This is a genomic window from Bosea sp. PAMC 26642 (genome assembly GCF_001562255.1).
GTDB lineage: Bacteria > Pseudomonadota > Alphaproteobacteria > Rhizobiales > Beijerinckiaceae > Allobosea.
In genome coordinates this window covers 2,762,172-2,774,484 of the sequence record NZ_CP014301.1, presented here as the reverse complement: position 1 = coordinate 2,774,484, position 12,313 = coordinate 2,762,172, and the positions used below count along the sequence as shown (strand labels likewise).

Sequence of the window (12,313 nt, the reverse complement as noted above, 5' to 3'; positions counted from 1 at the left end):
TCCCCGGCGTCTCCGGCGGCCTCATGATGGCTCCAGTCTCATCTGGACCTTCGGGAGGCGACCGGTGCCCAATTCCTACGATCTGCAGAAAGACCCCAACGCGCTGCTCGCGCGCAACGCGATCTCGCCGGCCGGCGACCTCGTGCCGATCACGCCGGCCGACGGCGCCGATCTTGCGATCTATGCCAAGGCTCTCAGGGTCTTCGTGCCGTTCTCGCTGGCCGAGGCCTCGCTGCGCGTCACGCCGGCGCTCGCTGCCGATGATGCCGCCACCGTCACGCTGAAGTTCAGCGCCGGCACCAGCTACGAGCCGCTGAGCGTGCGTCGGGTCTGGTCGACCGGGACGACGCCTGGCCTCGACATTCACGCCTATACGGTGTGACGCCATGACCAGCTTCGGATATGGCCGCGTCAGCCGCTCCGCCCCGACGATGGGCGCGGCTCCCACCATCGCCTTCGCGGGCGACAGCGTCACCTATGCCAGCATCAGCCAGGATACGGCGACGCTGACCGCCAATTTCGTGCAGGGGCCGGGCTTCTGGGTGCCTGCGCTGGCGCATCAGCGCGTGCGGACGCGCAAGGACCTGAATTTCGGCGTCAACGGCGAGACCTCGACGGGGTTGCTGGCGCGGATCGACGCGATCTGTGCCTGCGACGCTGACATCGTCGCGGTCAAGATCGGCACGAACGACGTCAACACCGCCGGCCCTACCACGCTGGCGACCTACAAGAACAACATTACGCAGATCCTGCGGCGGCTGCTGGCGGCGGGAAAGCTCGTCATCGCCATCTGCCCACTCAATCGCAGCCTTGTCAGTGCGACGGCAAGACCGCTGTTGCAGCAGATGATCCGCTGGGTGCGCGAGCTGCAATGGCGCGGCTACCGCAATCTCTACGTGGTCGATCCGAACATCTTCTGGACCGACCCGCTCTCGCCGACGTCCGCGCCGAAGACCTATTACGACTATGACGGGCTGCATCCGCGCGGGCTCGGCAGCTATTTTGTCTGGAAGCCGGTCGCGGATCTGATCCGGACGCTTTATCCGACGGTCGCCGTCAACCCGGTCGTCTCGATCGCCGATGTCTACGAGCCGGACTGGAATCCCTCGGGCAATCTGCTGCCGAACGGGATCATGGATGGATCGGTCGCGGTCAGTGGCAGCGGCGGGCCGACCTTCAACGGCAGCGGCATGGCGGCCAGCACGACGATCCTCGGCAGTGCGGGGACGGGCGGCGTCATCACCGGCCTGACCGTGGCCTGCTCGAAGGCGACGCTCGCCAACGGCCTGCCGGCGCAGCAGATCGCGATCAGCGGCACCGGAACGGGCTCCGGCGCGTCGCCGGGCTCGGGCATCATCGTCCGGCAGAGCGTCGTCTCGCCCGCCACCAAGATGGCTGCCGGAGATACGATCGAAGCGCTGGCGACGATCGAATGGGACGGTGTCGGTTCCCAGAACATCGCCGGTCTCCGCGCGAGGCTGCGCACGGTCGAGGGCGGCACCGCCTATGACGTGGTCGATGGCTGGGATTCGATCGCCGACCTGCTGCCTTCGGTGAACGACAGCTGGACGCTGCGGACGCCGCCGCTACTCCTCACCGCCGCGCCGAGTTCCGTCGAGCTCTCGATCTGGGCGACGCTCAGGAACCAGTCCTCCGCGACCTTCGCCGGCACGTTCCGGGTCGGCGCGCTGCATGTCGGAAAGGTGATCGCGTGATGCTGTTTGCACGAATTCAGGATCAGACCGGACCGTTCGACGGGCTGAATGGCGTCGTCGTCGATATCTGGGAAGCCGAGAGCCGGGAGGAGCTGGAGGCGCGCGTCGGAGCCGAGGTGGCGAGGGAGTTTGTCGAGGCGCCGCATGGGGAGTGTCGCGGGTGGCGGTATGAGGAGGGTGCGTTTGTCGATGCCGACACACTTCGTCATCCCGGACGCAGCGAGGCGGAGATCCGGGATCCATCGTAAAACTCACGGTGCTCGATAATGGACCCCGTATCGGCGCGGCTACGCCGCTTGTCCGGGATGACGTCGCGTTTTCTGGAAGGGCGTTACCGGCTCATGCCGAGAGTTCATTCAGGCTCACGCGCTCACTCGACGACCATCTCGAACCGGATGGAATAATGGTCGATCGTCGCGGGTACCTTGTAGCCTTGGCCGGCGAAGACCGAAGCCTCGCCGCTTGATGCAACCAGTTGCCCCCGGGCGGAAGCCCAGCCCGGCACCGGGGGCTGGCCTTGCGCATAGCGCAGGCGCATGTCGCGGCCGCTCGGGGCGCGGTCCAGCATGATCGTGACCTCCGAGGGGCCGGTGATCGCGACGCTCTCGATTTTCGCGGGGCTGCCGGGATCGACGAAGGCGAAGCCGTAATCGGGCGCGGGCGCAACCCAGCGTTCGTCCCATGACAGGGCTGCGCTGCCCGCCGGACGCTGGAAAGCGAGCGTGATCCTGCGGCCGTCGCGGCGGGCCTGCACCGGGTGGAGCGGCTGGAAGGGCTGACCCGCCAGGACGCGGCGGCGATAGACCTGCGCCAGCACGTCGCCTTGCATCATCCGGCCCTCGGCGGTCTGGTGGATGTTGTCGGATAGAGGGAACTGGTACATCGGGGCGGCCAGCACCGTGTCCTCCGGCCGTGCCGAGGCGACGTCCCATTGCGCCAGTTCGACGCCGTTGGCGACGACCTTGCCGTTGCTGCCGGCGTTGGTCTGCAGCAGCATCGCCAGCGGCGTCCGGTCCTGGCCGGCGGCGTCGCGCAGGGCCGGCAGCACCTCGTCTAGAAAGGCCCCCAGGGCGGCGCGATAGACGTTGCGCGGGCCGGGTCCGGCCTCGCCCTGCACGAAGACCAGTGCCTTGACGCTGCCTCTGTGGCCGGCGCCCTGCAGCACCTGCGGCGCGCGCTGCGCAACCGCCATCAGGTTCTGCCAGGAGGTCGTGCCCTTGACGAAGGCCGGCAGCGGCTGGCCGCCATACCAGACCGTGTGCATGAAGAGACCGGCCGGCGCCGGACCGGCGGCGAGCGCGAACCCCATCGCGGTCGCCGGGAAGGGGGCATAATTCGGGTGGTCGGCGACGGGGCCGAGGCCGGTGAGCTTGCCCGGATCGACGAACGCCGTCCCGTAGAGCTGGCGGCCGCTGGCGAAACTCAGGATGCGCGGACCCGGCGGGTGCGTCAGTACCGATTTCGACGTGCCGCTGGCACCGGCATTGGACTGGCCGTAAAACAGTATGGCATCGAACGTCGTCGCCGCTGGGAGCGTTTGCGCACGGCCCGGCAGCGGGCGCGGCGCCTCCGCCCGCGCAGGGCTCGCCAGCGCGAGGGTGAGGCCCAGCGCAAGCGCGCGGACTGCGAGCAATGGCAGCGAGACCAGGGCTGACGGGATCTTCATCTCAGCTTCGGCTCCGCATCTGCGCGATCTGGTCCAGCCGGGCTGCGACGCCCCGCGCCACCGGGTCGAGCCCATAGGCGGCATCGACGAAGGCGCTGGCGCGGCGGCGCATCGGGCCGTCGGTGGTGAGATTGTCGCGGGCACGGCGAAGCTTGTCGGCTGCGTCCGCGATCGAGGGCTCGGCCCAGCCGCTGCCCTCCCAGAAGACGTATTCGTCGGCCACGACCGGCCGCAGCGCATAATCGACCGGATAACCGCGCGTCGCGTCGAGGAAGGAGCAGTTGCCCGACCAGTTCGTCGCGACCACGGTGGTCTGGAGGAGCATCGCCTCGGCGATCACGCGGCCGAAACCTTCCGAGCGATGCAGCGAAACGAAGCAATCGACGGCGGCGATCAGGCCGCAGACCTCGCCCCGGCTCAAGGGGCCGTCGATCAGGACGTAGCGGTCGTCCTCGCCGAGACGATTTTCCAGTTCGGCGAAGGTCTCTGGATGCGATTCGGCGTTGAGGGTCTTGATCAGCAGGCGCTCCGGGCCGCTGCGGTCGGGGAAAGCCTGCTCGAAGGCGGCGATCGCGGCATGGGGGTTCTTGCGGGCGATGTAGGAGTTGAAGTCGAACATCGTCAGGAAGACGATGTCGTCGGGGTGCAGGCCGAAGCGGGCGAGATCGACCGGCGTGACCTCCGGCGTGTTGAGATAGGGCGGCATCAGGAAGACGGGCTTGTCCGTCAGGCGGCCGTAGACGTCGAGCAGGAATTCGCTCGAGGCCCAGATCTCGTCGACGAGATCGAAGACGAAGCGCCAGTGCTCGGGCAGGCTGGTCAGTTCCCACGGCCAGTAGCCGATGTTGTAGCGGCCATGGAACAGGTTCTCGCCGCGCTCGACATGCAGCCGTGCCGTCTCGAAGGCGGTAAGGGCGAAGATATTGACCGGAAACAGCGGGCGGTCGGTGTAGAGCAATTCGGCGCCGTAGCTGGCAGAGGTCGCCGTCTTTTCCGGCAGCGCGACATTGTAGACGGCGCGCGGCACGCCGGCCCGGTTGACCACGGCGGCCAGCGCACGCGCATCCTCGCCGATCCCCAGCACGCCGTCGCTGAAGCCGATGATGTTGACGCCGTCGAGGTCGGAGCGGTCGGCCAGCGGAGGGACCGGCAGCCAGCCGCCGAACAGGGCGGTGGTCGCCTCCGACAGACTGGTGCGGAACTCGGGCGTCGGACGTTCGCCCTCGGCCTCGAAGCGTCGCCGCAGGGATTTGTCGCGCAGCAAAGCGTAATAGGCGGCGCGGCTGAGCGAGGGGTTCAGGCCGGCGAAGCGCGGATGCGGCTGCAGCAGTTCGCGCTGCTCGCGGGCCGTTATGAACATCGCCAGCCCGTATTCCTTGACCGCGTCGCTGTAATACCAGGCATGGAAGCGGTCGAGGTCGGAGCCGAGCGTTTCGCGCACATCGGCGCGCTGCAGCAGGACATAGGCCGCAAGCCGGCTGACGTAGGGCGGCAACGGCGCCGACAGGAAGGCGAGGAAGGCGGGAGAGATATTGACGTGCTGGTAGGTCCGGCGGCCGTCGAGCGCGAACCAGAGCAGGAAGCGCGCCGCCTTGCTCTCGACCAGCGCCGCCTGGCCGCCGCGGCTCGCATTGCGGAGCAGGAAGATCGCCTTCAGCGCAGGATCGGCCAGAACGATGTCGACTGCGCTCGTCACGGGCGGCGCCCGCCGGGCAATCCCCTGTCAGGCCGCACTCTGTCGAACTGCCTTTGGCGGCTGCTGCGGCCGGCCCGCCCGGATGAGATTTGCAAGTCTGTCATAGTCGCCCGTCACTCCGGCCATGTAGCGCGAGAACACCGTATAGCTCTGGCGTTGCAGCTCGTCGCGCAGCGTTTCCGATTTGACATAGGCGCGCATCGCATCGGCGAATTCCGCGATGCCACTGAGCCGGTGGAAAGGATGGTCGCTGGCAATGCCCTCGAAAGCGTCGGCCGTGCCGATCACGGGCTTGCCATAGGAGAGCGCCTCGATCGTCTTGATCTTCAGGCCGGTGCCGCCGATCATCGGGTTCAGGACGCATTGGACGTTGTCGTAGAAGTCCTCGAGCTTGTCGACCAGGCCCATGCGATAGGGCTTCGAATCGAGCGTCAGGCGCTTGCGCGAGATCGATCCGGCCAGCACCCAGTCCATCGGCTCGCCCTCGCAGAGCGTCTTGTCTAGGGTGACGAGCGAGGTGACGTTGAAGGGGTTGGCGCTGCCGAGATAGCCGAAGGTGAAGGACGGGTCGCTGCGGGGCTGGCGCAGCAGGAAATGCGGCTCGGCGGGGTGACCGACCGTGATGATCTCCCCGGGGACACGGCGCCTGATCGCGGCGGTCTCGTTCTCCTGGATGCCGATGACGACGTCGGCCCGGGCGAAGCCGCGATTCTCCTCCTCCAGCGTGGTGAAGAACCAACGCGGCTCCATCCTGGCCTCCTCGGCGACGCGATGGCGATCACCGAACAGGTCGTGCGTGTCGAGGATCTTGAGCGGCCCATCGAGGCGCTCGAACAGCTTCGACATCCAAACGTAATTGACGATGACGGCGTCGTAGGCGTGGCGTTCGCAGACCGACCTGACCTGCTGGCACAAGGCCTCGGCGCACCAGTCGTCGAGCCCCCAGGTGCGGGCCATGGACGCCTGCTGCAGCGGCAGCGACTTCATGAAGATGAAGCGGTTCCAGAACCGTTTCATCTCCTCGGCCTGGTCGGGGCTCAGCCCTTCCATGCCGTAATAGAAGAAATCGGGGATGATGCCGCGGGCGCGCAGCTGCACCGCGACGGCCTGGATGCGGGCGGCATTGCCCTGCATCGCGGGATGGGACGGGATCGGCGAGACGACGAGGACGGAGCGCTGGGTCATGGCCGGGCGATCATGAGGTCAGGACGATCTTGTCGATGCACAGGCCGAGCAGGCGCCCGCTGTTGCCGTCGGCCACCATCTTCGGCACGAGCAGCGTCAGAATACGGTAGTCCTCGGAGGGCGGCAGGTCGATCACGACCTTGCCGCTGTTCTCGGACCAGCGATCGAGCGCATGGGGGACGTGGCGGCCGTCGATCTGCGTGATCATCGCGTCGATGTTCTGGCGCTCCTCGGTGCGGATGACGAAAATCTCCAATGTGCCGTGCGGCCGGCTGGTCGAACCCGGGATCACCAGGCGGAAATGCGAATCCGGCCCGGTCCAAAGCCAGGAATAGTGCAGATCGCCCTCGCTGGTGTAGCCGCCATCATGAATGAAGGAGCGTGCCGCCAGCGTCATGGTCGACGGGTCGGCGTTCGAGTCGGTGAATTCGCGGGTGATGCCGCCGGGCATCGCCGAGGACGGCCCGGCCTCGGCCGCGCCATCGGTGGCGACGGGCAGGAGCGTATCGGGGACCAGCAGCACGCAGCTCGTCCCGGTGCCGGTATGCTTCAGCAGCGCTGGCGAAAAGCCCCGGAACCCGCCGGACTGGAAGGCGTCCTGCTCGGTCTGGCTGTGCGGGAACGGCACGACCAGGGCCGTCGCCTCCTGCCTCAGCCGTTCGGCGATGCCGGAGGCTTCGGTCGCGCTGTCGAAGAAGGCGACGAGGCTGACGCCGCGCAGGCTCGCATCGAGATGCGAGGGCGGCCAGGAGAAATCGTCGCCCGCCCAGTCGACGACGACCAGCGGATGGTGCCCGCCATGCTGGCGGAACCTCGCCAGGAAATCATGCTCGAGGCGGGAGCGGGGGCCGAGCAGGACCTGGGTCGCGTCGCCGCCTGCGATCGCGATCGAGGTACAGCGCGGAAAACTCAGATCGACGAACTGCACGGGGCCGATCAGCGCCGCGATCGCCTGGACGAGATTCAGCGGTCCGCCAGCCGCGTCCGCGGAGTTTGGCTTCGACTGGAGCTTGTGTTCGAGCGCGCTGGCTTTCCTCATCCGTGCACCGTGCCGCTGATCAAAAGCCCGATCGCGCCGGGGCCGGCCGGCGTGGCCAAGGCGGGGACATAAGCGGCCTTGATGGTGGGCCGGGGTTCGCTTGCGACGAAGCGCACGGATTCGATCGCCAGATGCGGGCCAAGCGCCCGGCGCAGGAAGGAGGGCTGGCGCAGGGCCTCGGAGGCGAACTGATCGGCTGAGGAGAACCACAGGATCAGCTCGAACGGTCCAGGCGATTGCCCGAACAGGGCCGGCAGCGCCGGGACCTGGCCGTCGATGTCGATGGCTATCTTCGCAGCCGGGCGCGGCCGCGCAGGCTCCGAGCTGATGGTGGGCTGTTCCGCATAGCTGGCCTCGATAACGTCGAGATAGCGGCGGGCGACCGATGGAAGCGAGAGCGTCGTCTGCGCGAAAAGGCGCGCCCGTTCCCCGAAAGTCTCGCGAATTTCGCGTGAATCGATCAGGCCGGCCAGTGCACGGACCAGCGCCTCGACCGTGTCGAAGACGGGGATCTGGACTGCGATGTCGCGTGGGATCTCGGCATAGGCGGCGGTGTCGTTGACGACGCAGCAGCGGCCCGCCGAGAAGGCGCGCGCCAACGTGCCCGAGCTTTCGCCGACCGAAGGGAAACGCAGATTGACGACGATGTCGGCGGCGACGATGTGAGTGTCGAGCATGTCCTCGGCGATGTAGCCGGTAATTTTTGAGACCTCTCCCAGTCCCGGCCTGGCCGCGATCGCCGCGCCAAGATCATATTCGGACGGGCGTTCCTCGCCGGCATGGATCCAGCGGAAGGCGCGGCCCTGCTGCCGCAGCTTGTGCAAGGCATCGACGAGCCAGTCGAAGCGCTTGACCTTGGTGGCGAAGCCCGAGGTCAGGATCAGGATCTCATCGGGCGCGATGCCGAGCGCGGCGCGTGCCGCCTCGTGGTCGGTCACCTTCAGCTTCGGGGCGAAGTGGGGGATGACGGAGATTTTGGACGCCGCCTGCGCGCCATGCACCGCTGCGAGTTTGCGGCGGGCATATTCGGAATGGACGATGACGCTGCGGGAGAGTTTCAGAACCTCTCCGACCATGTCGAAGAGGATGTAGTTGGCCGCCGTCTTGACGCCATCCTCCTTCCAATGCCGGGCATAGGTCTCACCGAGTTCGCGTGCCGGATTCTGCATGTGGCGCAGGATCGACTCGAGCCGGGGCGAGGCGAGCTCGTACAAATAGAGCAGGCTGAGATCGTGCAGCGAGACCACGCCGCCATGGCGGCGCAGCGCTTCCAGCACGAAGATGTGCCCGCCATTATTGCCGATCTGGTGCAGGACCGCCGATTGCGGGCCGAAATGACGAAAGGACTGCCGGGGATCGCGCAGTTCGACGCCATCAGGCAGGTCAGGCAGCGGCTCCTGCGAATAGCAGGCGCATGGAACGATCCTGACCATCTCCTCGAGAAGCATGGCCGAATAGTCGGCAATCCCGTTCCGGGCCGGCGGCAGCGGCGTGAACCAGTTCAGAGAGCCGATCATTCTTCAGAAACGCCCTCATCGAATGCCCGGCTGCCGCGATCTATGCTGCAGTGCAGCTTAGGGGAACACCCCGGTCGGTCAAGCCGTCGCGGCTTGCCGGCGACCGGCCGTTCCCAGGACCTGCCTGAGCCGCCGTGCAACGCCCCGGCCGGCCGAATCGCTTCAGCATACTGCCATATATCTGAAGGGCTTGGCTGCATCGCACCCTTGCCTGAGGCGCGTATTTCTGCGTGTGATGGCGGCGCAATCATACCCGGAAGTCTTCCCGGCAGATGCGCGGCGGCGGCGATGCGGACATGGTGATGGCTAACGTGGTTGACGGCGGGTAAATCGCGTAAAAGGGTCTGCGCAGGCGGTGGCGAAGTTGTGTCCGTAAGGAGCAAGGCAAGCAGGGTGGGTGGATGATCGACCTGTATCGGCGCAGCGGGCGCCCTGGCGAGGTTGAACTGGCCCTGCGCTCCTGTGGGCGCTGGTTTGGCGGAGTGGCCCTGTTTTCCGGCCTGGTGAACCTGCTTTATCTGACCGGCTCGCTCTACATGCTGCAGGTCTATGACCGCGTGCTGACAAGCCGTTCGGTCGCGACGCTGGTGGCTTTGTCCCTGATCGCGCTGGCCGCCTTCCTGCTGCAGGGGGGGCTCGACGGGCTGCGCTCGCGGATGCTGGCGCGGATCGGCGCGCGTTTCGACGAGATGCTGGCGCCGCGTGCCTATCAGGTCGTCGCCGACCTGCCGCTGAAAGGCGCGCGCGGGGGCGAGGTCGTCGCGCCGGTGCGCGATCTCGACCAGATTCGCAGCTTTCTCTCCGGATTGGGCCCGACCGCCCTGTTCGACATGCCGTTCATGCCGATCTTCCTGATCGTGACCTTCCTGCTGCATCCCTGGCTCGGCTGGCTGACGGTGTGCGGTGGTGCCGTCATCATCGGGCTGATGCTGCTGACCGAGCGCCGCAGCCAGCCTCCGGCCCAGGCTCTCGCCGATATCGGCGCGCGCCGGCACGGTCTCGTCGAGGCGACCCGACGCAATGCCGAGGTGGTTGCCGCGCTCGGGATGCGCCGGACTTTCCTCGACCGCTATACAAGGATCAGCGAGCGGCATGTCGCCGAGACCCTGCGGGCCAGCGATGTCATCAGCGGGCTCGGCTCGATCGCAAAGGTGTTCCGCCTCGTCCTTCAGTCGGCCGCGCTGGGGCTTGGCGCGTTCCTGGCCATTCGCGGCGAAATCTCGGCCGGCTCGATCATCGCCGCCTCTATCCTGACCTCGCGGGCGCTGGCGCCGATCGAGACGGCGGTCTCGCATTGGAAGGTGTTCGTCGCGGCCCGGCAGGCCTATCATCGGCTGGAGCAGAGTCTCGCGCTTGTGCCGGCGCCCGAGGAACGCCTGCCGCTGCCGCCGCCGGTGAGGTTCGTCGCGATGGAAGACATCGTCGTGGCGCCGCCGGGGCATTCCAAGCCGGTCCTGCTTGGCGTCTCGATGCGGCTGTCGACCGGTGACGCGGTCGGCATCATCGGCCCGACCGGATCGGGAAAATCGACATTGGCGCGTGCGATCGTCGGGGTCTGGCCGCCGCTGAAGGGAAGCGTGCGCATCGACGGCGCCGCGCTCGACCAATGGGGCGACCAACTCGGTGCCCATGTCGGCTACCTGCCGCAGGATGTCGAGCTGTTCGACGGCACGGTGGCCGAGAACATCGCCCGTTTTACCGCCAATCCCAGCGCCGCCTCGATCATCGCAGCAGCCACGTCGGCGGCGGCGCATGAGCTGATCCTCACGCTGCCCAAGGGCTACGATACGCGGATCGGCGAGGGCGGCGCCGCCTTGTCGGGCGGGCAGCGCCAGCGCGTTGGCCTCGCCCGGGCGCTCTATGGCGACCCCTTCCTCGTCGTGCTCGACGAGCCCAATGCCAATCTCGACAGCGAGGGCGACGAGGCGCTGAACGTCGCCATCCGCTCGATCCGCGCCCGCGGCGGAGTCGCGATCGTGATCACGCACCGGCCCTCGGGGCTCGCCGCCGTCAATCTCGTCGCGGTGCTGAAAGAGGGCCGCATCACCGCGTTCGGTCCGCGCGACGAACTGCTGCAGAGCTTCGTCCGGCCAGTCCCGGCCAGCGTCCCGCCGCCCGCGCCCCGCATGGTATCCGCATGAGCGTAACGAATGCCGGATCGCCCGATGCCGCCGTTTCCGGCAAGATCGACTATGCCGAGTCGCTGCGGCAGCAATTGCGCCTCGGTCTCATCGTGATCGGTGTCTTCGTGGGCACGCTCGCGCTCTGGTCGGTGACGACGACCCTGCAGGGCGCGGTCGCCGCCAGTGGGCAGTTCGTCGTCGCCAGCGACGTGAAGAAGGTGCAGCACCCGACCGGCGGCGTCGTCGGCGAACTGCTGGTGCGCGAGGGCCAGCGCGTCAAGGCCGGCGACATCGTGCTGCGGCTCGACGAGACGGTCGTGCGGGCGAACCACCAGATCCTCACCAAGCAGCTCGACGAGTTCTCCGTTCGCTCCTCGCGGCTCGATGCGGAGCGGGACGGGCGCCAGACGCTGACGCTCTCACCGGACATCAAGGCGCGCGCGGGCGAGCCCGACGTCGCGCGGCTGATCGCGGCCGAGACGCGGCTGTTCGAGGTGCGCCGCATGTCCCGCGACGGGCAGCGCGCGCAGCTGCGCAAGCGCGTCGCGCAGCTGCATGACGAGGTCATCGGGCTCGCGGCGCAACAGGGCGCCAAGGAGCGCGAGTCCGAGATCATCAAGATCGAACTCGAGGGCGTGCAGGAGTTGTACAAGCGAAAGCTGATCCAGCTGACGCGGCTCAGCGCCCTGCAGCGCGAGCAGGCCAGCCTCGAAGGCCAGCGCGGGCAATTGATCGCCAACATCGCGCAGGCCGAGGGCAAGATCGCCGAGATCGAGCTCCAGATCATCCAGATCGACGAGGATCAGCGCGCCGAGGTGATGAAGGAGCTCCGTGAGATCCAGGGCCGCGAGGGCGAACTGGTCGAGCGGCGCACCGCCGCGCAGGACCAGCTCAAACGGATCGAGCTGCGCGCGCCCAACAGCGGCACGGTGCACCAGCTCGCGATGCACACCGTCGGCGGGGTGCTGCAGGCGGGCGAGGCGGCCATGCTGATCGTGCCCGGCGACGACGATCTGCAGCTCGAAACCCGGGTTGCGCCCGGCGACATCGACCAGATCAGCCCGGGGCAGATCGTGCGGGTCAAGGTCCAGGCCGGCAACCAATCGACCAATCCCGAACTCACCGGCACCGTCGCCCGCGTCAGCGCCGACACGACCCGCGACGAGCGCCAGGGCCTCGTCTACTACACCGTCCGGGTCGAGATGCCCCGGCAGGAGTTCGAGCGGCTGGCTCCGATCAGGATCATGGCCGGAATGCAGGCCGAGGCGTTCATCGAAACCGTGCAACGTAGTCCGATCGGGTTCCTGATGAAGCCGATCCAGACGCAGATGGGCCGCACCTTCCGCGAGCGCTGAAAATTATCGGCCTCTGA

10 protein-coding genes are annotated in these 12,313 nt (G+C 67.4%); 5 read left to right on the top strand and 5 right to left on the bottom strand.

Annotation, left to right across the window (positions count from 1 at the left end):
• The first annotated feature begins 64 nt into the window (after positions 1-64).
• From AXW83_RS13435 to AXW83_RS13425, 3 genes are read left to right on the top strand one after another with little or no spacing between them, the layout of a single operon-like run.
• Positions 65-382, top strand: a complete 318-nt coding sequence (locus AXW83_RS13435) for a spike base protein, RCAP_Rcc01079 family (protein ID WP_066614260.1) — start codon at positions 65-67, stop codon at positions 380-382.
• Positions 383-386: 4 nt separating this feature from the next.
• The gene (locus tag AXW83_RS13430; protein ID WP_066614259.1) at positions 387-1,715 is read left to right on the top strand and encodes an SGNH/GDSL hydrolase family protein; all 1,329 of its coding nucleotides are present in this window, start codon (positions 387-389) and stop codon (positions 1,713-1,715) included.
• Positions 1,715-1,963 (top strand): hypothetical protein, encoded by a 249-nt coding sequence (locus AXW83_RS13425; RefSeq protein WP_066614258.1) that lies wholly within the window; start codon positions 1,715-1,717, stop codon positions 1,961-1,963. The genes AXW83_RS13430 and AXW83_RS13425 overlap by 1 nt, the downstream gene beginning before the upstream one ends.
• Before the next feature lie 122 nt (positions 1,964-2,085).
• Here AXW83_RS13425 and AXW83_RS13420 read toward each other — a convergent pair whose 3' ends face one another.
• Genes AXW83_RS13420 through AXW83_RS13400 form a run of 5 tightly spaced genes read right to left on the bottom strand, consistent with a single transcriptional unit; the run spans position 2,086 to position 8,818 of the window.
• Positions 2,086-3,381: a hypothetical protein gene (locus tag AXW83_RS13420; protein ID WP_066614257.1), complete on the bottom strand. Its 1,296-nt coding sequence runs from the start codon at positions 3,379-3,381 to the stop codon at positions 2,086-2,088.
• A gap of 1 nt (position 3,382) precedes the next feature.
• Positions 3,383-5,077, bottom strand: coding sequence for a glycosyltransferase (locus tag AXW83_RS13415; protein WP_066614256.1), 1,695 nt, complete (start codon positions 5,075-5,077; stop codon positions 3,383-3,385).
• 27 nt (positions 5,078-5,104) lie between these two features.
• Positions 5,105-6,262 carry a glycosyltransferase gene (locus AXW83_RS13410; protein WP_066614254.1) on the bottom strand — a complete coding sequence of 386 codons (1,158 nt, stop codon included), beginning with the start codon at positions 6,260-6,262 and terminating at the stop codon, positions 5,105-5,107.
• A 10-nt stretch (positions 6,263-6,272) separates the two neighbouring features.
• Positions 6,273-7,301: a hypothetical protein gene (locus AXW83_RS13405; protein WP_066614252.1), complete on the bottom strand. Its 1,029-nt coding sequence runs from the start codon at positions 7,299-7,301 to the stop codon at positions 6,273-6,275.
• Entirely contained in the window at positions 7,298-8,818 is a 1,521-nt protein-coding gene (locus AXW83_RS13400) for a glycosyltransferase family 4 protein (protein WP_066614251.1), read from the bottom strand. The genes AXW83_RS13405 and AXW83_RS13400 overlap by 4 nt, the downstream gene beginning before the upstream one ends.
• Before the next feature lie 401 nt (positions 8,819-9,219).
• Between AXW83_RS13400 and AXW83_RS13395 the strand changes: the two genes are divergently transcribed.
• Positions 9,220-10,959 carry a type I secretion system permease/ATPase gene (locus tag AXW83_RS13395; RefSeq protein WP_066614249.1) on the top strand — a complete coding sequence of 580 codons (1,740 nt, stop codon included), beginning with the start codon at positions 9,220-9,222 and terminating at the stop codon, positions 10,957-10,959.
• On the top strand, positions 10,956-12,296 hold the full coding sequence (locus tag AXW83_RS13390) for an HlyD family type I secretion periplasmic adaptor subunit (RefSeq protein ID WP_066614247.1): 1,341 nt from the start codon (positions 10,956-10,958) through the stop codon (positions 12,294-12,296). The genes AXW83_RS13395 and AXW83_RS13390 overlap by 4 nt, the downstream gene beginning before the upstream one ends.
• Positions 12,297-12,313 lie beyond the last annotated feature (17 nt).

What these genes read in the sequence shown, in the direction of transcription:
- AXW83_RS13395 (WP_066614249.1), top strand. Translation starts at nt 9,220, where the DNA reads ATGATCGACCTGTATCGGCGCAGCGGGCGCCCTGGCGAGGTTGAACTG.
- AXW83_RS13400 (WP_066614251.1), bottom strand. Translation starts at nt 8,818, where the DNA reads ATGATCGGCTCTCTGAACTGGTTCACGCCGCTGCCGCCGGCCCGGAAC.
- AXW83_RS13420 (WP_066614257.1), bottom strand. Translation starts at nt 3,381, where the DNA reads ATGAAGATCCCGTCAGCCCTGGTCTCGCTGCCATTGCTCGCAGTCCGC.
- AXW83_RS13425 (WP_066614258.1), top strand. Translation starts at nt 1,715, where the DNA reads ATGCTGTTTGCACGAATTCAGGATCAGACCGGACCGTTCGACGGGCTG.
- AXW83_RS13405 (WP_066614252.1), bottom strand. Translation starts at nt 7,301, where the DNA reads ATGAGGAAAGCCAGCGCGCTCGAACACAAGCTCCAGTCGAAGCCAAAC.
- AXW83_RS13410 (WP_066614254.1), bottom strand. Translation starts at nt 6,262, where the DNA reads ATGACCCAGCGCTCCGTCCTCGTCGTCTCGCCGATCCCGTCCCATCCC.
- AXW83_RS13390 (WP_066614247.1), top strand. Translation starts at nt 10,956, where the DNA reads ATGAGCGTAACGAATGCCGGATCGCCCGATGCCGCCGTTTCCGGCAAG.
- AXW83_RS13430 (WP_066614259.1), top strand. Translation starts at nt 387, where the DNA reads ATGACCAGCTTCGGATATGGCCGCGTCAGCCGCTCCGCCCCGACGATG.